Origin of the sequence: Lactococcus sp. AK05 (assembly GCF_041026685.1) — a bacterium.
Taxonomy (GTDB): Bacteria; Bacillota; Bacilli; order Lactobacillales; family Streptococcaceae; genus Lactococcus; species Lactococcus lactis.
Map to the genome: position 1 here is coordinate 350,861 of NZ_JBFTEI010000002.1, position 22,411 is coordinate 373,271.

22 protein-coding genes and 1 tRNA gene are annotated in these 22,411 nt (G+C 34.3%); 9 read left to right on the forward strand and 14 right to left on the reverse strand.

What is annotated here, in order from left to right; translation table 11 throughout:
* Positions 1 to 71: 71 nt before the first annotated feature.
* Complete coding sequence (locus AB6B24_RS06270) at positions 72 to 1,253, forward strand: MFS transporter (RefSeq protein WP_311805439.1); 1,182 nt, start codon at positions 72 to 74, stop codon at positions 1,251 to 1,253.
* Between the two features lie 60 nt (positions 1,254 to 1,313).
* Here AB6B24_RS06270 and AB6B24_RS06275 read toward each other — a convergent pair whose 3' ends face one another.
* Positions 1,314 to 2,006 carry a DUF975 family protein gene (locus tag AB6B24_RS06275; RefSeq protein ID WP_003129712.1) on the reverse strand — a complete coding sequence of 231 codons (693 nt, stop codon included), beginning with the start codon at positions 2,004 to 2,006 and terminating at the stop codon, positions 1,314 to 1,316.
* A 191-nt stretch (positions 2,007 to 2,197) separates the two neighbouring features.
* On the opposite strand from AB6B24_RS06275, the gene tgt reads away from it, so the two are divergent.
* Together tgt and AB6B24_RS06285 are read left to right on the forward strand one after the other, a co-directional pair.
* Positions 2,198 to 3,346, forward strand: a complete 1,149-nt coding sequence (gene tgt / locus AB6B24_RS06280; RefSeq protein ID WP_225512384.1) for a tRNA guanosine(34) transglycosylase Tgt — start codon at positions 2,198 to 2,200, stop codon at positions 3,344 to 3,346.
* A 62-nt stretch (positions 3,347 to 3,408) separates the two neighbouring features.
* Positions 3,409 to 3,481, forward strand: a tRNA-Thr gene (locus tag AB6B24_RS06285).
* 289 nt (positions 3,482 to 3,770) lie between these two features.
* Here AB6B24_RS06285 and AB6B24_RS06290 read toward each other — a convergent pair.
* Positions 3,771 to 9,722 (reverse strand): SpaA isopeptide-forming pilin-related protein, encoded by a 5,952-nt coding sequence (locus AB6B24_RS06290; RefSeq protein ID WP_311805445.1) that lies wholly within the window; start codon positions 9,720 to 9,722, stop codon positions 3,771 to 3,773.
* A gap of 471 nt (positions 9,723 to 10,193) precedes the next feature.
* Between AB6B24_RS06290 and AB6B24_RS06295 the strand changes: the two genes are divergently transcribed.
* Both AB6B24_RS06295 and AB6B24_RS06300 read left to right on the forward strand, forming a co-directional pair.
* The gene (locus AB6B24_RS06295) at positions 10,194 to 10,514 is read left to right on the forward strand and encodes a hypothetical protein (protein ID WP_369164323.1); all 321 of its coding nucleotides are present in this window, start codon (positions 10,194 to 10,196) and stop codon (positions 10,512 to 10,514) included.
* Between the two features lie 126 nt (positions 10,515 to 10,640).
* Positions 10,641 to 12,587, forward strand: coding sequence for an alpha-amylase family glycosyl hydrolase (locus AB6B24_RS06300; protein ID WP_311805449.1), 1,947 nt, complete (start codon positions 10,641 to 10,643; stop codon positions 12,585 to 12,587).
* A gap of 59 nt (positions 12,588 to 12,646) precedes the next feature.
* On the opposite strand, the gene AB6B24_RS06305 is transcribed toward AB6B24_RS06300, so the two are convergent.
* Positions 12,647 to 13,192 carry a TetR/AcrR family transcriptional regulator gene (locus tag AB6B24_RS06305; RefSeq protein ID WP_010905153.1) on the reverse strand — a complete coding sequence of 182 codons (546 nt, stop codon included), beginning with the start codon at positions 13,190 to 13,192 and terminating at the stop codon, positions 12,647 to 12,649.
* Between the two features lie 111 nt (positions 13,193 to 13,303).
* Here AB6B24_RS06305 and AB6B24_RS06310 point away from each other — a divergent pair, with 111 nt between their 5' ends.
* The 4 genes from AB6B24_RS06310 to AB6B24_RS06325 all read left to right on the forward strand — a co-directional run bounded on the left by AB6B24_RS06310 (position 13,304) and on the right by AB6B24_RS06325 (position 15,860).
* Positions 13,304 to 14,089 carry an SDR family oxidoreductase gene (locus AB6B24_RS06310; RefSeq protein ID WP_311805453.1) on the forward strand — a complete coding sequence of 262 codons (786 nt, stop codon included), beginning with the start codon at positions 13,304 to 13,306 and terminating at the stop codon, positions 14,087 to 14,089.
* A 9-nt stretch (positions 14,090 to 14,098) separates the two neighbouring features.
* A complete protein-coding gene (locus AB6B24_RS06315; RefSeq protein WP_311805455.1) occupies positions 14,099 to 14,410 on the forward strand; it encodes a DUF2316 family protein in 312 nt (103 codons plus the stop codon).
* A 19-nt stretch (positions 14,411 to 14,429) separates the two neighbouring features.
* On the forward strand, positions 14,430 to 15,215 hold the full coding sequence (locus AB6B24_RS06320) for an SDR family NAD(P)-dependent oxidoreductase (RefSeq protein ID WP_311843985.1): 786 nt from the start codon (positions 14,430 to 14,432) through the stop codon (positions 15,213 to 15,215).
* Positions 15,216 to 15,308: 93 nt separating this feature from the next.
* Entirely contained in the window at positions 15,309 to 15,860 is a 552-nt protein-coding gene (locus AB6B24_RS06325; RefSeq protein ID WP_311805459.1) for a TMEM175 family protein, read from the forward strand.
* Positions 15,861 to 15,891: 31 nt separating this feature from the next.
* Here the strand turns inward: AB6B24_RS06325 and AB6B24_RS06330 are convergent, their stop codons facing one another.
* From AB6B24_RS06330 to rnpA, 11 genes are all read right to left on the reverse strand, one after another.
* Positions 15,892 to 16,215, reverse strand: coding sequence for a DUF1292 domain-containing protein (locus AB6B24_RS06330; RefSeq protein WP_003131822.1), 324 nt, complete (start codon positions 16,213 to 16,215; stop codon positions 15,892 to 15,894).
* Positions 16,216 to 16,367: 152 nt separating this feature from the next.
* On the reverse strand, positions 16,368 to 16,799 hold the full coding sequence (gene ruvX, locus AB6B24_RS06335) for a Holliday junction resolvase RuvX (RefSeq protein WP_003131821.1): 432 nt from the start codon (positions 16,797 to 16,799) through the stop codon (positions 16,368 to 16,370).
* Positions 16,799 to 17,065, reverse strand: a complete 267-nt coding sequence (locus AB6B24_RS06340; RefSeq protein WP_003131820.1) for an IreB family regulatory phosphoprotein — start codon at positions 17,063 to 17,065, stop codon at positions 16,799 to 16,801. The genes ruvX and AB6B24_RS06340 overlap by 1 nt, the downstream gene beginning before the upstream one ends.
* A 297-nt stretch (positions 17,066 to 17,362) precedes the next feature.
* Positions 17,363 to 18,043 (reverse strand): lysostaphin resistance A-like protein, encoded by a 681-nt coding sequence (locus AB6B24_RS06345; protein WP_311805461.1) that lies wholly within the window; start codon positions 18,041 to 18,043, stop codon positions 17,363 to 17,365.
* A 75-nt stretch (positions 18,044 to 18,118) separates the two neighbouring features.
* Positions 18,119 to 18,268 carry a bacteriocin class II family protein gene (locus AB6B24_RS06350; RefSeq protein WP_311805463.1) on the reverse strand — a complete coding sequence of 50 codons (150 nt, stop codon included), beginning with the start codon at positions 18,266 to 18,268 and terminating at the stop codon, positions 18,119 to 18,121.
* 170 nt (positions 18,269 to 18,438) lie between these two features.
* Positions 18,439 to 18,759 (reverse strand): helix-turn-helix transcriptional regulator, encoded by a 321-nt coding sequence (locus tag AB6B24_RS06355; RefSeq protein ID WP_038598532.1) that lies wholly within the window; start codon positions 18,757 to 18,759, stop codon positions 18,439 to 18,441.
* Between the two features lie 68 nt (positions 18,760 to 18,827).
* Positions 18,828 to 19,739 (reverse strand): aldo/keto reductase, encoded by a 912-nt coding sequence (locus AB6B24_RS06360; protein WP_311805466.1) that lies wholly within the window; start codon positions 19,737 to 19,739, stop codon positions 18,828 to 18,830.
* Positions 19,740 to 19,946: 207 nt separating this feature from the next.
* The gene (gene rpmH / locus AB6B24_RS06365) at positions 19,947 to 20,081 is read right to left on the reverse strand and encodes a 50S ribosomal protein L34 (RefSeq protein ID WP_003131818.1); all 135 of its coding nucleotides are present in this window, start codon (positions 20,079 to 20,081) and stop codon (positions 19,947 to 19,949) included.
* Positions 20,082 to 20,212: 131 nt separating this feature from the next.
* The gene (gene jag / locus AB6B24_RS06370) at positions 20,213 to 21,127 is read right to left on the reverse strand and encodes an RNA-binding cell elongation regulator Jag/EloR (protein WP_047206431.1); all 915 of its coding nucleotides are present in this window, start codon (positions 21,125 to 21,127) and stop codon (positions 20,213 to 20,215) included.
* Between the two features lie 88 nt (positions 21,128 to 21,215).
* The gene (locus AB6B24_RS06375; RefSeq protein WP_010905140.1) at positions 21,216 to 22,025 is read right to left on the reverse strand and encodes a YidC/Oxa1 family membrane protein insertase; all 810 of its coding nucleotides are present in this window, start codon (positions 22,023 to 22,025) and stop codon (positions 21,216 to 21,218) included.
* Positions 22,022 to 22,390 (reverse strand): ribonuclease P protein component, encoded by a 369-nt coding sequence (gene rnpA, locus AB6B24_RS06380; protein WP_003131815.1) that lies wholly within the window; start codon positions 22,388 to 22,390, stop codon positions 22,022 to 22,024. Before rnpA ends, AB6B24_RS06375 begins: the two co-directional genes overlap by 4 nt.
* Positions 22,391 to 22,411: the final 21 nt, after the last annotated feature.

A 22,411-nucleotide genomic window follows, 5' to 3' on the forward strand; every position in this document is an offset into this window, starting at 1 on the left:
AGCGGGAGTTTTATCTGTTTTTTAGGCGGATGTTTACGCATTCATAAATTTTTCTCAAAGAAAGGAACTTTATGAAAGAAAAACTTTGGACAACAACTTTCGTTGTTAATATGTTACTTAATTTTATTTTTTATCTTGTTTTTTATCTCCCTACTGTTGTTATTGGTACAATGGCTATGGAACGTTATCACGCTTCTGCTAGTATCGCTGGTATTTTATCTGGAATTTTTATTGTCGGCGGATTTATTGCTCGACTTTGGGCTGGAAATAATATGAAACGCCTTGGTGCAAAAAAACTTTTGTACATAGGAACACTCATTTATTTCTTGCTTACCTTTGCTTATTTCTTTGTGCATAGTGTCGTTTTACTATTAATTTTACGTCTTGTACACGGACTTGGATTTGGTATTGCTGCAACAGCTTCTGGAACTTTGGCTGGTGCCATTGTTCCTTCTTCAAGACGTGGTGAAGGAATTGGTTATTATGCGCTTTCTGTCACATTATCGTCAGCAGTTGGTCCCTTTTTATCAATGTTTCTTTACCGGACATCAGGTTTTTATTCATTAATTTGGCTTTCTGCCTTACTTTTATTTATTGCCTTGGTCGGAATTTTCTTCATACATGTTGAAAAAACTACTGACAGCTCTAATTCTGTCAATAATAAAGTCCATAAAAAATTCGCTTGGTCAAATTACTTTGAAAAAGAAGCTTTACCAATTTCATTAATTGCCTTTCTCATAGGTATTTCATACTCAAGTATTCTGTCATTTATGGATGCTTACGCTCGTAATATTCATCTTTCAGAGGCTGCCTCATTTTTCTTCTTAGTTTATGCCATTACTGTCCTTCTTTCTCGTCCAATTACTGGTCGTGTCTTTGACGGCTTTGGTGATAACTTTGTAATGTATCCAACCTACCTCTTCTTTGCACTTGGTCTTTTACTGATTGGTTTTGCTCATTCTGGTTGGATGTTGCTCCTTGCTGCTATATTTATCGGTTTAGGCTACGGCTCATTTTCGCCTTTTGGACAAGCTATTGCCATCCGTAATTCAGAAGCTCATCGTTTAGGAATCACAACTTCTACTTTCTTTGGCTTTATGGATATGGGTGTCGGTTTTGGACCCTTTATTTTAGGAATGTTTATGCCTCTATTAGGCTATCGTAATCTCTATTTTGCATCAGCAATTCTTGCACTTCTAATTGCTGTCATTTACCATTTCGTTCATGGACGTCATGCTAAACGTGAAAATTAAGCTACTGATTGTTCTGTCAGTAAATAAAAAAAGCTGTCAGTAACTTTGACAGCTTTTTTATTATTTACCAATATTTTCGTAATAAGCAATTGAAGCCATGTTGAGGTAAGGAGTAGTCCAGAATCCTGCTAAACCACCTGAGATACCATAAAGAACATACCACCAGAAGAAACTCAATTTGAAAATGAAGTAATTTCCACGCAAACCTTTCATCATTGTTGCTGATTCGCTAAGAACGCCCATAACACCGCTGTAACGCCCTTCTTCTAACTGATCAAACAAAACATAAGTTGCTTGTGACCAACCAAGTCCCAAATAAATTGCAAATGCCCAACCAATCACTGGGATAAACATCAAGGCAACAAAAATCACCCCTTTGACAATACTTAAAAGAATAATTTTGCCAGCTGAACCATCATAGAAAGGTCCAAAAACATTTTTAAATTGTGGATTATTTCGTTCACCACGGAAAATTTTGATATAGTTAAAAATTGCCCCAACTGTTACTACTGAAACAAACAAGGCTACAACAATCATTAAAATAGCAATAAGCAAAGTCGCAAAGCTAATCACCATCCAAACACTACCTGGAATACTATCAAAATTAGAAGTATTGTAGTCCATGGACTGCTTTACACCATTTCCTCCACCTAAAATCCCCGCAATAATTGGAATAATAAAGAGTAACATTTTTGAACCAAAATTATCTTTTAAAGCTCCTTTGGCTTGATTTTTCAATTCCCATCTTGACATAAAATACCTCCCAATACTTTGTCTTACATTATATTTACTTAATTATACCAATAAATAGGCAAAATCTCTAAGACTTTCGCCCGATTTTCAAAAAATCATCTATAAAAAGCATTTAATTTTTGTTATACTTATAAGTGCTTGCTTTTTAAGCTACAAGAAGACTCGATTCTACGAGTAAATAAAGGAATCTTATGACAGAACACGCAATAAAATACAGATTAATAAAAAAAGAAAAACATACAGGAGCAAGATTAGGAGAAATCATCACACCACATGGTACCTTCCCAACTCCAATGTTTATGCCCGTAGGTACTCAAGCTACCGTTAAAACAATGAGCCCAGAAGAACTCAAAACATTAGGCTCAGGGATTATTCTCTCAAACACTTACCACCTCTGGTTACGCCCCGGAGATGAACTTGTTGCTGAAGCTGGCGGTCTTCACAAATTTATGAATTGGGACCAACCTATCCTGACTGATAGTGGTGGTTTCCAGGTTTACAGCCTAGTTCAAAACAAAAAAAATATCACAGAAGAAGGCGTTAAGTTCAAGAGCCATTTGGACGGACGTGAACTTTTTCTTAACCCCGAAAAAGCAATAAGCATTCAAAATAATCTTGGCTCTGATATCATGATGTCCTTTGATGAATGTCCACCCTTCTATCAACCCTATGACTATGTCAAAGCCTCTGTTGAAAGAACTTCCCGTTGGGCTGAGCGTGGACTCAATGCTCATCGTCGTCCAAATGACCAAGGACTTTTCGGGATTGTTCAAGGAGCTGGTTTTGAAGATTTACGTCGTCAATCAGCTAGAGACTTGACTTCAATGGATTTCGCTGGTTATTCTATCGGTGGCCTTGCCGTTGGTGAATCTCATAAAGAAATGAATGCTGTCCTTGACTTTACAACACCAATGCTTCCAGAAGACAAACCCCGCTATTTAATGGGTGTTGGTGCACCAGACAGCTTGATTGATGGCGTTATTCGTGGAGTTGATATGTTTGACTGCGTTCTTCCTACACGAATTGCTCGTAATGGAACTCTAATGACTCATTTCGGTCGAGTTAACATTCGTAATGCTAAATACGAACACGATTTTACTCCACTTGACCCAATGTGCAATTGCTACACATGCACTAACTATACACGCGCCTACCTTCGTCATTTAATCAAAGCCGATGAAACTTTTGGTCTTCGTCTTTGTTCATACCACAATCTTCACTTCCTCGTAAATCTAATGAAAGACGTTCGCGGGGCCATTATGGATGATAACCTTCTGGAATTCCGAGAAGATTTCTGTGAGCGTTACGGCTACAATCAACCAAATGCTAAAGACTTCTAGTTCTTGAAAATAGGCTTAAAAAGTTGTATCATAATAAAAGTGGGTAACCACTTTCATTATGTGCCGAGTTAGCTCAGTCGGTAGAGCACTTCACTCGTAACGAAGGGGTCACAGGTTCGATTCCTGCACTCGGCATGAAACCACAAATTCTGATTAATTTATAAAATAAAAAGCCACTAAAAATCTTCTTAGTGACTTTTTATTTTATAAATTTTCGTATTTATCGTCACAAATACTCCTATATATTTCTTTATTTTTTGGTTAATTTTTTTAAAAAAAATCGAACCTTGACTATTTGAAAATAATTTGACATTATAACGAACCATGATTTTCATCGTATTACAAACTAACAATATTTTTGTATTAAGTCACTACCACTTTTTCCAAATCAAAAACATGGCTAAAGCCATGTTTTTATATAATTTTACATTTTACGTCTTTTAAAAAATACATATAAAGTAGCACCCACCATTAATAGTCCAACACCAACTATAGGCAAGAAAGTATTTCGTTCTTCTCCTGTCTTAGGTAATTCTGGTTTTTTAGGTGTAATTGGAAGTTTTTTATTGACGAACTTTCCAGTATTAACAACTTGTGGTTTGTTTTCTGCGCTTGCTTTAATTTCAAAAGCTCTAGTTTCTTGACTTAATTGATAACCTTTTGGAGCCTTTGTTTCAACAAAAGTGTATTTACCTGGTTTTAGATGATTTGCCTTAATTACTCCATTTGCATCAGTTTTGACCCCCTTGATAACTACTTCATGAGTTTCACTATTAGTAATATTAAAGACTGCACCTGAAAGATATTTACCATTCTCATCTACCTTAATTAATTCAGCAGAGCCTTGATAATTGATAAAATTATCGGAAGCCATAACTATTTTTGGTTGATTCTTTTCTTTTGCTGAAATAGTAAAATCAACTTTTGAAGTATTCAAGATATAGCCACTTGGAGCTTTTGTCTCAACAAATGAATAATCTCCTGGTACAAGATTTTCAATTAAAACTTTACCAGTTTTATCGGAAGCCAAATCTTCTTTGATTATTTTTCCTTTTGAATCAATAACCTTAAAGATTGCGCCTTCTAAAGCTTGACCTTGGCTGTCATGTTTAATTAATTCAGCAGAGCCTTGATAGTTGATGAAATTATCGGAAGCCATGACTACTTTGGGTTGACCCTCTTCTTTTGTTGAAATAGTAAAATCAACTTTTGAAGTATTCAAGATATAGCCACTTGGAGCTTTTGTCTCAACAAATGAATAATCTCCTGGTGCCAAATTGTCAATTAATACTTTACCAGTTTTATCGGAAGCCAAATCTTCTTTGATTATTTTTCCTTTTGAATCAATAACTTTAAAGATTGCACCTTCTAAAGCTTGACCTTGACTATCATGTTTAATCAACTCAGCTGATCCTTGATAATTAATAAAGTTATCTGAAGCCATGACTACTTTTACTTCACCTTCTTCTTCATCTGAGATGCTAAAGTTAACTGGCAGAGTATTCAAAATATATCCTTTAGGGGCTTGAGTCTCAACAAATGAATATTCACCTGGAGCCAAACCTTCAATTAATACCTTACCAGTTTCATCAGAAGTTAAACCTTCTTTTATGGTTTTTCCATCTGCATCAATCACCTTAAAGATTGCACCTGATAAAGCTTGACCGTTGATATCATGCTTAATCAATTCAGCTGATCCTTGATAATTAATAAAGTTATCTGAAGCGACAACAAGTTGAGGCTGGCCTTCACTTTCATCTAAGATTTTAAAATCAATAGGCTTAGTATTTAAAACATAACCTGTCGGAGCCTGTGTTTCGATAAATGAATAGTCACCCGGAGCCAAGCTTGTAACATTTACTTTACCAGCTTTATCAGATGTTAAACCTTCTTTTACTAGTTTTCCAGTGTTATCGACTACTTTAAAAATTGCACCTGAAAGTGGTTGGCCTTGGCTATCTCGTTTAATTAATTGGGCTGATCCTTGGTAATTAACAAAGCTATCTGAGGCTATAATTATTTTGGGTTGACCGTCTTCTTTATCTGAAATCGTAAAGTGAACAGGATTTGTGTTTAGAATATATCCTGTTGGTGCTTGGGTTTCAATAAATGAATAGTCACCTGGAGCCAAGCCTGTAACTGTAACCTTACCATCTTTACCAGATGTTAAATTAGACTGTATAGTATTTCCTGCTTTATCAACAATTTTAAAGATTGCATCTGAAAGTGGTTGGCCTTGGCTATCTTCTTTAATTAATTCAGCTGATCCTTTATAATTGATAAAATTATCCGAGGCATTAACAACTTTTGGTTGGCCTTCTTCTTTGTCTGAAATTGTAAAGTGAACAGGACTTGTATTTAGAATATATCCTGTAGGAGCCTGTGTTTCAACAAATGAGTACTCACCGGGAGCTAAATTATTAGCGATAACTTTACCATCTTTACCAGAAGTTAAACCTGTTTGTATCGGTTTTCCATCTTTATCAACAACTTTAAAGACCGCTCCAGAAAGAGCTTGACCATTATTATCATGTTTAATCAGTTGAGCTGAACCTTGATAGTTAACTTTTTCCAAGTTGATATCTGGTATGATTCCTTCTTCATTGGCTTTAAGTTCAAATTCAATTGGCGTAGGATCTAAAATATAACCTGTCGGTGCTTTTATTTCGACAAGTGAATATTTACCAGGCAATAGTTTTTCAATCGTTACATTTCCTGAGTTATCCGAGGTAATTTTTTCATAACCTGAAACGACTTGTCCTGTACTATCCAAAACTTCAAATTCTGCACCTTGAAGAGGGTTTTTTACTTCTTCGCCATTTTTGATTGTTAACCCAAATTTTTTCAAAACAACTTTTGTAGGATCATTTAGAATATCTTGAAGTGGAAAATTAGAATTCTTTCCATCTTGTGCAATTGTTACCTTTTTACCACTCGCTAATTCTTCATCAATTGTATATCCCGTTGGAGCCTTCGTTTCTATTAAAAGATAATCTCCCACTCTAAGATTACCAAGTTTTAAATCACCACTGCCATCTGTATCACCTTCACGAATTAATTTATCTTTTTTACCATCTTTTCCAATAGACCATAGTTGTAAATGTGCTCCTGCAAGTTTTTCCTTTTGGGGTCCAACCTTTTCAAATGTAACTGAACCTTTTGATCCGTTTGCACTTCCGTTATGATTAATTACGGGCACGTCTTTTTCAACATCTTGTTCTATTGTTTTCTCGTTGTCTCCAGTAATACGGGCTTGATTACTTACAACATCATTAGATTTGTCAGAGGTAATTAATGCACGATATTCTACAACATATGCAGTGTTAATTTCTGATAAAAATTTAATTTTAACTGTTTGAGCACCTGTAGAATTATCAGTTTGGATATCAACAGAATAATCTTTGCCTTGTTCAAGTATAATATTTTTATTCTCAGTAATATTACCAGAGGCATCAATACTTGTTCCATAAATAAGAATATCTTTTGCTACAATATACTGATTTGAAGAAGGATTATCGGTAACTTCAACATTTTTTAAGGTAGATTGCGAGGCGTTTACTGTAAGTTTCCAATTTACATAATTAGAATCTGTACTCGACTGTGAGCCATCTTTCGTTACGAATTCTCCTTGATGTGCAGGAGTGACACTAGCGCTTAAATCATGTGAAATGTCCTTATTTGTAAATGTCGCTTTGTTTTTGTATTCCTTCTGATTGATGAGGTTACCTTCTAGACTTGTTTCAAATATTAGAACATAGGCTTTTGTGCTTCCATCTGGTAGTTCTACCTTAACACTTCCCTTGCTTTCTATTATTTTTATTCCCATATCTGAAGTAACTTCAGCACCTAAAGTATAAGTACCATTTTTATTAATCGTAGCTTCATAGACTTTAGCACTTCCAGAAACATAGTTTTGATCATCAGAGATTGGATCAATTATTGAGGCACTGCTTAATTCTTGTTGATTGAAATTTGCTGCAATTGTCCATGTAATTTTTTTGCTGGTTGCATTATATGAACCAGATTTTTGTCCATTATATTGGAACGGAGGTATTGGTTTAAATTCTTTATGATCATTATTAGTATGATCTCCTCCATTTTGATCCTTCCAAGTCATTGAAGCATCATTTACAAATTTGATATCTCCTTCATGACCAGACCCATTATCAATCACACTAGTATCAAATTTTGTTTTGTATTTAATTTGATATTTATGATATGTTCCCTCCTTAAGTGGGGAATTAAAGGAAACTGAAAAGCCTGTTGCTGTTTTTACCAGTGTATATTCTGTTGGGGAGAGTACTTTATTTCCAGCAGTTTTATCAATAATTTGGAAAGTATTTTCAAGGAAAGTCAAACCTTCAGACATTTTGTCTTCAAGTGACCAGTTTTCCATCCAATAGCCTGCACTATTAATATCTATTTTCCATGGAATTTCTCTATTCTCGTAATCAATAGCTCCGTCAATATTTTTAACGATTCCTTGTTGAGTCGCATTACCACCTGACTCGCTGTTATCTCCTGTATCAGTTGTTACTGAGTTATCAATAGTGACATTTCCATCTACGATATCTTTAACCTTCGTTTGATATTCAACTTTTACTGCATAATCGATATCAGTAATAAACTCAATTTTAAATTTTTGAGGATTATTAGGGTCTTGTACAAGTTTATAATCTTCCCCTTCTTTTAATTGAGCACCTTTAATTTCTTTTCCGTTACTATCAAAAGTAATTTTATAAAGTTTAACACTTCCGTTCACCAGCTCGATGGCATCACTCATGTTATCTTCAATAAATGCCCCAGCTTTATGATTTCTTTCATTATAATTGTATTCTATACTCCAATTATAAAGTTGATCACTTCCTGTGGAGGATGGTTTATTTTTTTTAATTGGTCCTTTATATTGTGCAGTAACAGAGGCACTTGCATTGGTATCTGTTTTTCCATCATTTAATGTCGCTGTATTTTTAAAACTTACAGTTCCCTCTTTTTCTGGAATGCTACTTTCATCAATAGTTGTTGTGTAGACAACATTGAATGCTTGTTCGGTGGTAGCGTACTTACCAATAAAAGTAATTTTTCCATTTGAATCAACAGTATAATCTGTACCTTTTACTAAAGGATGTTCTTTATCAATGGAAATGATTTCTCCATTTTTTCCAACTGTCTCAGGGTAAATTTCGACGGATTCATAAGTTGTTCCTTCTGGCATTGGATCGGTAAGTGTAGCATTTTCCATTGTATTTAATGGACGGTTAATATTTATTTCCCAAATAACTTTACTAGGATTTGGAGTTTTATCGAAATGTCCTGATTTATCAATTGCTTGGTCATAGTTTGGCCGAACATGGATTTCTGAAGGGGGAAAATTTTCCTCCGTTGGTGTATCAATTACAACTTCTCCTGGAACGATTGTCTTATCGAAATGTGCATCATAATGAAAGGTACCATTGATATCATGATAGTTTTCAACTTTTTCATTGAAGACGAAACGAACGGTTCCATCTGCATTAACTGTATAGGTTCCATAATCTCCCAATGATGATGTCGCTTGCTCAATTGTTACCCCATCAGGAAGTTTAAAATCAAAATAATCTCCTGATTTCAATGGTAAGATATCTTCTGGAATACTCCAGGTATAATCGATTTGAACTTCTGCATCTATCGGAACATCTGTTTGATCTGGATAAGGTTTTCCTTCTTTATCAAGATATATGACCTTAGCTGAGTCGATAATAGTCGCTGGTGAAATTCCTGATTCTTCTAGAAGTTTACGAATATCTTGATTCTCAACAGATTTTTTAGCTTGTTCTGAATGTTTAGTCGTAGTGCTTTCTTTTTCTTTGATTTCAGGCGTAACGGTATTTTGAGTCACAGTGGAGGTTGACTGACTTGGAGCTTCTGAAGTCGAACTCGTTTTTGGCAACAATACATCAACCTGACTATCATTTAATTTGGCTGTTAATCGCTCAAAGTTTTTCAAAAGTTCTTTAGAGATTGAAAAATTGATTTTCACTTCACTTGTATTTATTGAATTAAGGTCTATTGTCAATCTATTTTCGTCAGCAGTATAAGATGCTGTTGACTTTTGTCTGTTAACCTCATTTGGTTCATTAATTTTAATTGATTTATCTAATTCAATAGCAGTTGTTTTACTTTTCAATGTTGACTGATTAATCTTGAGACTTAAATCAAATGTCATTAAATCAGCATTACTTTCGGATTCATCTATTTTAAATTGACTTAATGTTATATCCGAATCATTTGTTTCTTCATTTATTGCTCCTGCAATTGCTCCAACTGGGGTAATAACATATTGTAAAAGCAACATTAAACCTAAAATTATAGAAATAACTTTTTTTCTACTTTTCATAATGTCCTCCTTTTGATTTTAAATCATTTTTGCAAGAGATGTATTTTATTGATTACATTTTCTTATAAAAATTACCGATTCTAGGATATTATAGCATAATATAATACAAATTTGTAATAAATTTCGTACATTAAATTCTATTATTTTACTTTTGTTTATATTTTTGTTAGTTCCTAATATGCCTTTTTTGCAAAAAAACGGCACCATTGAGCTATTAATCTTTTTTTGGTATTTCATAAATATTTAAATGATTAATAAAAAAAGACCGATAAAAATTAAAAATTTGATTCTAAATCGACTTTTGTAACAAAAAAAACAAGTTAAGGCTTTTTTAAAAGAGTAAAGTTTCACTTTCGTTTTATTATTTTTACATCACTCCTCTAAATTGAGTCTTGTTTTAAATAATAAATATTACCGCTTAAGCATTAAGGATAATGATGTATAATAAAGAGAAAGGAACGAGGAACAAATATGGATTATAATGATTTTATGAAAAGTAAGCACATTGCTGAACGTTGGGGAGAGTTTCAGGCTAATTATAAATATTTAAATAAAACAAGTGAATTAAAGGCTTATCATGATTTACTGACAGAGTTTTATGATTATATTCAAAGCCTAGAGGCTCATTTTTTTAATGACGAAAAAGTTGCTGACCAAAAAAATTTACTGACAGAAAAAGTAGCAACTCCTTCGCAAATTTTTAATGCTCCCAAAATTCCAGAAACACTTTCTTTTGGCCAAGAAGCACTCGGAGGTGAGGAAGACCCTTGGTTTGGTTTTAATGATGAATAAAAATATTTACTGACCTATTCTGTCAGTAAATATTTTTTATTTTATATGGGAATTTCGTTGTGAAAACCTTTGCAAAAGTGATAAAATAGAGCTAGAAATGATTTTCAGTAAAAAGGAGAATAGCTTATGCCTCTAAATATTTTGGATTACGACCCTTATTTGGAACCTTTCAAAGAAGATTTGTCTTTGCGGCTTTTTGAATTTGCTCGAACAAAAAAACGGCTTTTAGGAACTGATGGTTCGCTTGTTGATTTTGCTAATGGTTATAAGTATTTTGGCTTCCAACAAGAAAGTAAACACTGGACTTTTCGCGAATGGGCACCAAATGCTAAAAGAGCTTGGTTGGTTGGAGATTTCAATAATTGGGAAAACAATTTTGAGTTGAAACAAGCCTATGGTGGGACTTGGGAAATTTCAATTCCGGGTATGCTACCTGTGGGTTCTAAGGTGAAGGTTAAACTGCTTTTACCGTCTGGTGAAACAGTTTATCGTGTTCCCTCTTATATTATGTTTGCTGTTCCCAATGAACGCCATGAATTGGATGGAGTGATTGTTCAACCAAAATATGATTGGAAGAATAAAGCCCCTCAGTTAAAAGAAGCTCCTTTGATTTATGAAGCACATATTGGTATTTCAACTGAAGACTATAAAATTAATTCTTATAAAGAATTCACGCGCGATGTCTTACCAAGAATTAAAAAGGCTGGTTACAATACTATTCAACTGATGGCAATTATGGAACATCCGCTCTATGCTAGTTTTGGTTATCAAGTTTCCAATTTCTTTGCAATATCTAGTCGCTTTGGTCAGCCAGAAGATTTGATGGAATTGATTGATCAAGCTCATGGTATGGGTTTGCGAGTGCTTTTAGATGTGGTTCATTCACATGCTGTAAAAAATATCGAAGATGGTCTCAACTATTTTGATGGGACAGAAAATCAGTATTTTCATGAAGGTGAACGAGGAAATCATCCAGCTTGGAAGACAAAACTTTTTAATTATGGCAAAGATGAAGTGATTCATTTTCTACTTTCAAATCTTAAATTTTGGTTGGATACCTATCATTTTGACGGTTTTCGTTTTGACGGTGTGACTTCAATGCTTTATCATGATCATGGTTTAGGGACTGCATTTACTGATTACAGCAAATATTTTTCGCTCAATACAGATATCGAAGCGGTGACTTATTTGATGTTGGCAAATGAATTAACACATTTATTCAATCCATCAGCAACAACAATCGCTGAAGATATGTCAGCCATGCCGGGAATGGCCCTACCTATTTCAAGTGGTGGAATTGGTTTCGATTACCGTTTATCAATGGGAATTCCTGATTTTTGGATTAAACAATTGAAAGAAAAAACGGATAATAGTCTTGACTTATTGAGCCTTTGGTGGGAATTAACGACGCGACGTCCTGGTGAAAAAAATATTGGTTATTCTGAAAGTCATGACCAAGCTTTAGTTGGTGATAAAACGATTATGATGTGGTTAGCTGATGAAGAGATTTATTGGAAAATGGACCTTAATAGTCGCTCTCTAAAAATTGACCGTGCCATAGCGTTGCATAAATTAATTCGCCTCATTACTTTTAGTTTGGCTGGTGAGGGTTATTTAAATTTCATGGGTAATGAATTTGGCCACCCTGAATGGCTTGATTTTCCGCGTCAAGAAAATCATGATGATTTCCAACATGCCAGAAGACAATGGTCTTTAGCTGATAATAAAGATTTGCGTTTCCAATATTTATTGGCATTTGACCAGGCGATGATTAATCTAGAACGATATTACAAGTTTTTAGAAAGCCCAGAATCTGTCCAACAACTTTGGATAAAAAATTCGGATAAATTACTAGCTTACAAAAAAGGGCAACTTCTTTTCGTCTTTAATTTCCATCCTAGTTATGAACAAGAGCTTCAACTCCAATTTCCTGAAAAACCAGAACTTATCTTCGATAGTGATGACCAAAAATTTGGTGGTTTTGGTCCAAGAAGTAGTTTTGGTTGGTCAAAAGGGCATTTAAATCTAATCCTTGAACCTAGAACTGCCATGGTTTTCCAAATTAAAGAATAAAAACCTGTCAATTGACAGGTTTTTTTACTGACAGAAATCCAAAAAGTCTGTCAGTAACTTTAAAAGGCATTTAAATTCGGTTCAAGCAAAGTCCAGAGATTTTCAAATTGATTTTGAAATTGGTCATCCCACTGTGGGGCAATTTTTGGGTGATGAAAATAAACAAAAGCTTGAATATATGCAGCAGCTTCCTCTTCACTTTCAAATTTAGCAGCTGTCTTTAGACTCTCAACCATTTCTAAAATATGTTTACGCCCCAATTCTAAATTTTCTCCAATGTAGGTTGTGTATAAGGCAAACATTTCTGGAGTTTTTCGATGTGCTTCATATTTGGCAATGGCGACTGACCAGAGCCAGTCATGAACAATCTCTTTTTGATGTTCATACTTGCTTGTGTCAAAAGGAAATATTTTTACAAGTGTCTGACCATTGAGCCAACGAAGGGCAAGTATTGTTAAAAGTTCATCTTTACTTTTAAAATGCTTATAAATAGCTGGTTGACTAATATTGAGTTCCTTAGCAATTTTTGAAATGGTGAGTTTCTCTATTCCATTCTCTAAGATAAATTCTTCTGTTTTTCCTAATATCTTTTCACGTGTATTCATAAATTAATTGTAACACAAGTTATAATTCTTGACAAATATAACTTTCTGGTTTATAATTCATTTTGTTGGTTATAAAAGTTAAAAAAAATAACCTCATAAAAAGGAGAAATCATGACATTTACAGGACATACGATTTTAATCACAGGTGGTACAAGCGGAATCGGACTTGGTTTTGCTAAAAAGTTTTCCGAATTAGGAAATAAAGTCATCATTACCGCCCGAAATGAAAAACGTCTTAATCAAATTTTGAATGAAAATCCAACTTTTACAGGATTTGTCAGTGATGTTGCTGACAAAGACTCCCTCCCCCAATTAGTCAACTTCATCAAAGAAAATTTCCCTCAACTTGATGTCATTATGAACTGTGCCGGAATTATGCGTGCGATTAATTTATTTGAACAAGCTGACAATTCTCTGGAAGTACTGACAGAAGAAATTCATATTAATTTATTAGGAACAATTGCTGTGACACAAGCATTTTTGAAAATCCTTGTCGCAAATAATGGACTAGTCATTAATGTTTCATCAGGATTATCAAATCTGGCTGACGGTGCACACCCTATTTACAATTTGACCAAAGCTGGGGTTCATTTTTACTCTGATGCGCTTCGAGAACAAGCTAAATATTTTGAAAAGACTTTAAAAGTCATCGAATTAGTTCCACCATTAGTTGCTGAAACAAATCTCGAAAGCCATACAAATACTGACGCACCCAATAACATGGCACTTTCAGACTTAATTAGTGAAACTTTAGCCGGACTTGAAAATGGCTTAGACCGGATTGACGCTGGTTTTGCTAAACAACTTCACCAAATGGGCAAAGTAAATAGTGACGAAAACACCAAACTACTTTCTCAACAAATGCTCACTAATTATTTTCCCAAAATGAAAGATTAGAGAAGAAAAATGTCACTTAATCCCCTTCAAATGCATAATACCAAAAAAGAACTCCGTAAAAATTTTGAATTCACAGGACTTAGCAAATCTGAAATTGCTAATGATTTAAAAATTAGCGAAGTAAAACTTGAAAAAATATTTAATCTTAAACAAAGAACACTCGAAGACACTTGGATTTTACGAAATTATTTACTAGAAAAAGTAGAAAAAATAGGTCAACAACCTGTTCCCTTTACCGCTTTAGCTGGAGATTGGCACCGTCACTGGTTTTTAAAGGCCAATCTAATTGACCAGCAACAAATGTCTAAAGGCGACAACTAAAACTCAAAGGAGAAAAATCATGAAAACACTTATCACTGGCGCAAATAAAGGAATTGGTTTTGCACTTGCTCAAAACCTTGGTCATCGCGGCTATGAAGTCTTGGTCGGAGCCCGTAATGAAACGCGTGGACAAGAAGCCGTTGAAAAGCTGAAAGCCGAAGGAATTACTGCCAAATTTGTCAAAGTAGATTTAGATGACTTAAATCAATTGACGAGTCTGTCAGCACTGACAGATATTGATTTACTTATTAATAATGCTGGAATTTCTGGGAATATTCATTCAGATAAAGGGCACCTTGATATGGAAAAATCAGCTTTTGATTATTCAACAACTGATTTAGAAGAAACAATTATAACCAATTTTTTGGGAACACATGCTGTGATCAAAGAACTTCTTCCACATTCACTGACAGAAAACGCTAAAATTATTAACATCACCGTACCTGTTTCTCAAGAATATTGGATGCCACTTGCTTATGTCACTTCAAAAGCTGCACAAAATGCCATGACCTTTGCTTTTGGTCATCAATTCAAAAAAGATAAATCTAAAAAACAAATCTTTGCTGTTATGCCTGGTGCAGTTGCAACAGATTTGAACGGTGCAAAAGTTGGGGATAGTCCGTTTGTAAAATCTCCTGAAGAAACAGCTCAAATGATTAGTAAATTTATTTTTGATGACAAAAATCATAATGCTCAAATTATTAATTTTGACGGAACAATTTATGATAACTATGAACCAGGCTTACGTAACAAAGTCATTAAAGATGTCTCTAAAAATGGTTTAAAGCGTAAATTTAAAAAATAAATAAAAAAGTTACTGACAGATTAGTCAGCAACTTTTTTATTGTTTTTTGAAAAAAGCGTAAGCAAATCTTAACATTTATGATAAAATAATTCCATGGAAAAAGAAAGATTTTTGGCCTTTACAGATGCTATTATTGCCATCATTGCAACGATTATGGTTTTAGAATTTAAAACCCCTGATAAAAGTGGCTGGCCTGCTCTGGCAGAATTAGCCATCCCACTTCTAGCCTATGCTTTAAGCTTTTTTATGATTATGACCGTATGGTATAATCACCATCAACTTTATCGTGATATTAAAAATATTACTCCTCGAATATTCTTATTGAATACGCTCTGGCTATTCATTATGTCATTTTTCCCCTTCACCACGGGTTGGGTCGGAAAACATGCAAGTGAGTTTCTCCCTGAATTTTTCTATTTGATTGTTATTTTTCTCTGGGCGGCTGTTTTTCACCTTATGGACCATGAGCTGCTCAAAGAAAATCCTGATAAAGAATACAAAGAACTCACACACAGTCTTTCAGGTAGAAATCTTTTTCTCATCAACTTTCTTTCTATTGTTATCGTTTGGTTTTGGCCTCCTATCGGCTTAGTTTGCGTTGCTATGCTTGCTACAATATCCCTCATAAGTTTCTTAAAGAAATAAAAAAGCCGTCAGTTAATGACAGCTTTTTATTTTAATCTTCTTGTTCATCCATAAAGCTATTGAAGACTTCTTCAATCATATCCCATTCATCTTCAGCATCTTCAGGGATTGGTTGCAAATCACCTTCAGTACCGTCAGCATTCTCAGTAAATGAGTAAGCCAAAACATCGATAAGACCTTGTTCATCTTCTTCAAACTCAGTAGGTTGTAAAACAACATAGTTTTTGCCAAATTCTTCTTGTCCATCAATGGTAATCAAAATTTGGAACAAGCTTTCGTTTCCATTTTCATCAACCAAAGTAATATAGTCAGGTTCATGATTATGGTCATGTTCGTGATCATGTGTATGAGTCATTTTATTTCCTTTTCTTCATCCTTAATTAGAGGAATTTTCTGCTATTCATAATAAAATAAATAGACAACTTTTACTGACAGAAAATCCTACGAATACTTGTCAGTATTTTTATACTTACAAATAAACTAAAGCGTTCATCAGTAAACCAAAAATTATAATTTTAATGCATGAGCATCCAAATAATTTTGTAAAATCAAAACAGCAGCCAATTTATCAATTGATTTTTTGCGATCTTTACGACGCACACCACCATCAATCAATACTTTTTCAGCTTGCGCAGTTGTCAATCGTTCGTCTTGATAAGCGACTTCCAAACCGAATTCATTGGCTAATTTTGTACCATAATCCCGTGATGCTTCGGCACGAATCCCTTCATCACCGTTCATATGTTTTGGAAGACCAAGAACTACCTTTTCAGGTTTGTATTCTTTAATCAAAACGCCCAAACGTTCAAAGCCAAGCTCACCAGCTTCACTGTCAATCTTAATGGTTTCAACAGGTTGAGCGGTCATCCCAAGTAAATCACTGACAGAAACTCCCACAGTTTTTGTTCCGACATCAAGCCCTAAAATTCGTGCAAACACTATAAATTGACACCATTATCTTTCAAATAATTCTTGATTAATTCCTCAACAATATCATCTCGGTCAAAACGGCGAATTTTATTACGCGCATCATCATGACGAGGGATATAAGCAGGGTCTCCCGACAAAACATAACCCACGATTTGATTGATAGGATTGTAACCCTTAGCCTCAAGCACATTGTAAACATCAACGAGTGTTTCGCCAATTTCTTTCTTGTCCGAATCACCAAATTCAAAACGGACTGTTTCATCTGTAAAACTCATAAGACACCTCCTTTAAATTTATCTGTAAAGCCAGATTAAACTAAAAATCAATAATTTCCATCCCGTCAGCCAACTGATGTCCACATTTTTAGAAGACAATCATTTTATTTACTGACAGAAATATCCCATTAAAAATTTCTTAGATACATGTTAATTATACGTTATTTTTTGCTTGAATTCAACCGTTTTCTCCATTAAAGTAAATAAAAGCCTTCTGTAAAGACTTTTAAATTTTAAATAAAAGACGAATTTTAATTTGAAAATTACCAAAGAATAAGAAGCCTAATCACTAGTTACTCAGAATACCCAAAAGCTTAATAAATTTGGTAAATAAGTATTTATCAGATTTATTGAACTGTGAAGAGCGATACTTTCCCCAATTGCTTTACGCCGGTGATAGGCCAAAGTAACAACTAAACTCATAGGTAGATAAAAAAAGAAAGAGCAAGTAAAACCAGTATGGACCCATGCAAACACAGTGACGCTCACAAAATAAGCCAACCATTTTTTATCAAAAAGTCGATAAAGATATTCCCGAAAAATCAACTCTTCACTAATCGGTCCAATCACGAATAAATCTAATGAATGCGTCCAAAAAGGAGTTCGTGCAAGATAGTTTGCCAAATCTATTGAATGTTCTGGAAAAGCTTCTAAAGCTGGTATCATCTGAAAATATAAATGATGTGCCAAAGCAATAAAAATATTTCCACCAACAATAAAAAATAGAATAAATAACAAACTTTTTGGACGAAATATATCAAAAATCTTTTTAAAAGCATCATTTTTATAAGCAATAACTATTATTACTAAAAAAGTTAAAATATCTACAAGTCCATAATAATTAAAAGTAAAATCATAGAAAGTTGGTGGAAAAATATCTAGTCCAGGTTCCCAACCGTTGTAGAGAATCAATGTCACTAATAGCAATAAAACTACTTTTAATTTAGTCTGTAAAGATTTTTTTATACGTTCAATCATAAAGGCCCCCAAAAAAAGGATTGATAAGTCATATTAACAACCCTTTACAAAATACAGTAGGACTAGTAAAAGATACTAGTAACGAGAATAAATATCACCTTCAGAACCAATATCAAGTAGTGGCGAAATCCAATTTTGATAATTAGTATTTGTCCCTCCACTAACTTCCATCAATTCCTCATCAGTCAACACTTCAAATTCTTCAAAAATAGTTTGCAATTCCATAAAAACACACTTTCTAGCCCAATCGGACTCGTTTTGAGCATTTTTAGTCAATATACATTTCCACTAGAAAGGCTCATCAAATTTCGGGATCTCCGTAATTAATTACAAGTATATTTTAAACTTTTCTGAATATTTAGTCAATGGTGTTTTAGTATTCTTTTTGTTTACTTTTAGTTTATATTTTCACTATCTTTTAACAAATCATCTATTGAACATTTAAATACATTTGCCATCTCTTGGACAAGTTCTAAACTTGGTTCACGTCGGCCGTGCTCCCAATTACAGACAGCTTGTTTACTCGAATAAAGCAGTTTCCCAAGTTCTTTTTGTGTCAGCCCCGCTATAAGCCTTTTTTGTCGAAGATTACTAGAAAAATTTCCTCCAGAGACCTCTATCAATTCTTCATCATTCACTTTCTCAAAAATTTCTAACTTTGAAAAAATTTTTACCTTACTGTCATTCTTTTTCTTGAAATATTTAGAAAAATCCATCAGATTTCCTCCCAAAAAAGTAATCAAAAGACTAGTTTTTTTAAACTAGTCTCCTTCTTTAATTATATTTAAGGTAAAATATTTCCAGCTGCCATGTACAAGTCGTACCATTCCGCACGTTCCAAGGCAATATCTGAAGCAGCAGCAATTTCTTCAATTCGGCTCAATGTCATCGTTCCAATAATTGTTTGGATATTGGCAGGATGCCGATTAATCCAAGCGACAGCAATTCCAGTTGGAGTAGAATTGTATTTTTCTGCATAAAATTCCAATTTTTTATTCAAATCAGGGAATTTTTCATTTCCAACAAAGACGCCTTCAAAGAAACCATATTGGAAAGGTGACCAAGCCTGAATAGTCATCTTATTAATACGAGAATACTCTAAAATTCCATTATCATGAACAAAAGAACCTTCATCACTCATATTTACATGAATCCCAGCATCAATCATTCCCGTATGTTTCAAGCCAAACTGTAATTGATTAAATAACAATGGCTCTTTCACCGCTGTTTTCAACAGTTCAACTTGACCAGGATTTTGATTAGAAACCCCAAAATAACGTACTTTCCCTGCTTTTTCCAATTCATAAAAAGCCTCAGCTACTTCTTCAGGTTCGACTAAAGTATCTGGACGATGCAAGAGCAAAGTATCCAAATAATCAGTTTTTAAACGAGATAAACTCCCCTCAACCGATTCAATAATATGTTTTTTTGAAAAATCGAACATTTTTCCAGGAACAATTCCACATTTTGACTGTAAAATAATATCTTCTCGTTTTACTGACGATTTTTCTAGAGCATCTGCAAAAATCGATTCACAAGCTCCACCCCCATAGATATCAGCATGGTCAAAGAAATTTATCCCTTGCTCCACTGATTTTTCAATTACAGCAACCGGATCTTTTCCCTCTTCATTAATTCTCATACAACCTAAAATAATTTGAGAAGCTTCAAGTTCACCAATTTTGAATTTTTTCACGACAAAACTCTCCTTTAAGTGTGAGATTTCACCTTATCTTCAATCAACAAAGGAAAAAATTTCACTAATTATTTAATAAAACCATTATAACACAATTAATGAAACCGTTTAACAAAATATATTTAATCATCAACCGACTCCCGCTTTATTTAGGAATAATCAAATAAAAAAAATCAGCCATAAGCTGATTTCAATTTCATTTACAAATTAAACTGTAAGTGAAGCACGTCCTTTACGACGACGAGCTGCAAGGACACGACGTCCGTTTTTAGTTGCCATACGGCTACGGAATCCGTGAGTAGTCTTACGAGATTTTTTGTGTGGTTGGTAAGTACGTTTCATTTTATATAAGTCCCTGGGCTACTTCACTTTTGGTTGAAAGTAGCTCCACCTTTTCGGTGTTCCTTTCATCTTTTTACTGCTATTAAAAGCATACCTTACAATTCTACACTATGAAAGGTCTTTTGTCAAGGCTAAATCTCTTTAGTCACAACAATATAGCGATTATATTCCTGTCCTTCTGAATGACTTGATACACCATTTTCCTGACCAATAATAGTGTGAACAATTTTACGTTCATTAGACTGTAAATCATTAATATAGACAGTTTCACCGCCACGCGCACGTTCAGCTGCACGATGAGCAAGGCTTACGATATAAGCTTTGCGTTTTTCATGATAATCACCCACATTAACAGCAATATTCATTCGTGTATTCAAAATACTATTAGCGTAAGCTTTTGCTAAAATTTGCAAACTTTGTAAAATTTTACCATGTTTGCCAATAAGCAAAGCATCATGATTAGAAGTCAAATTGAAAACTGTTAAATTTCCGTCACGAGAAACTGAAACACGCGTTGCAATTCCCATTTCTTGTGTGATAGTTGTTAAATAGCTTGAAATTTTTGAAGCAATTTTTTCATCTTCGTTTGAAACTTCTTTCTTCGCTTCAACTTCTTCTTTAACAGCAGAAACCACATCAGAGAGGTCTGCTGTTCCTTGACGATTTTGAACAACCGTCTTTTTAGCCACTTCAATAATCGCATTACGCTCTTCTTCAGTGATTTCACCATTTTGTTCTCTCTCAGCCGCACGGACAGCTTTAACCACTTGGCTTAATTCAAGTGTTGCTTCCATAGCAGATTGTGACTTAGGCACACCAAGATTAATTGTATCATCCACACCACGTTCTGCTAAATGGTCAGCTTTACGCACTGTTTCTTCATGGATTGGCTCAATATTAACCCGAGCCCGTTTCTTTCCAAATCCTAAGAAACCCTTTTTTTCTTTTTGTTCAATATGAATATGAACATTTTCACGCTTAACATTTAAGCGATTTAAGCCACGTTCGATTGCATCTTCGACCGTTTCACCAGTAAAAATAGCCATAATAAAACTACTCCTGTCATATGATAAAGCCTATTGACAATTTCTAGCACAACTTCCAAATTAAAATAAAAACTGCCAATGGTATTTTTTATTTTTTTCTTGCTTTCTTCAATGCTTTTTCGCGAGCTTTAATTTTGTCTTTTTCGACCTGTACCTTAGCTTCACGCGCCGCAATAATTTTGTATGGATTTGCCAACAACATTGTTTGGAATACTTGGAAAGCATTAGAGATTACCCAGTAGAGTGCAATCCCAGCAGCAAAGTTAACCCCCATAATCAAGATGAAAATAGGCATGATATAAGTCATTGAAGTTGTCATTGCATTTCTTTCTGGAGCAGATTTCATCATCAAGTATGAACTCAAGAAAGTAAAGACCGCAGCCAATATAGGCAAAATAAAAGTAGGGTCTTTAGCACCAATTTCAAACCATAGGAAAGTTCCGTGTTTCAAAAAGTCCACACGAGACAAGGCTTGATAAAGTGCCCATAGCACTGGCATTTGAACAACTAGTGGTAAACAACCCATGTAAGGGTTGACTTTATTTTCTGCATAAAGTTTTTGAATTTCCTCGTTCATCAAACGACGAGATTCCATATCTTTGCTTGGGTATTTAGCCTGAATTTTTTTGATTTCTGGCTGAATTTCTTGCATACGTTGGCTAGATTTGATTTGGATATTCATCAAGGGAAGCAATGCTGCCCGAATAACAATCGTGAATAAAATAATACCAACTCCGGTCAAACCACCAAATGACAAGAAACGAATAACCTGTGCAAAGCCATATACAATTTGGTCCCAAAGGTTGGTTGAACTACTTGTCACAGCTGTTGTTCCACAAGCTGTAAGCAACAAAAGAGCTGCCCCTGCCATTGCGATCAAACTAAATTTCTTTTTCAATCGTTTTCTCCATCCACATAGATTTTTGACAACTTCAAAACGTGTTTTAGATTTTTCTTTACTTCCTCAAAGCTAAGTGTTTCAACACCCGAACGTGCAATAATTACAAAATCTTCATCTGTCAAATAAGGCTTAAATTCAGCAATGGCATGGCGTAAAAGACGTTTAATTCGATTACGTAAAACCGCATGACCAAGCTTTTTGCTTACTGATAGACCTACACGAAAATGAGGTTGATTTGTGTTTAATTTATAGACCACAAATTTTTTATTGGCAAAGCTATGTTTCGCTGAAAAAATTTGGTCAAAATCCTTTGAGCGTTTAACGCGATATGTTTTTTTTATAGCCAAGCCACTCTCTCCCATTTTAGAAATTATCGTATTAAT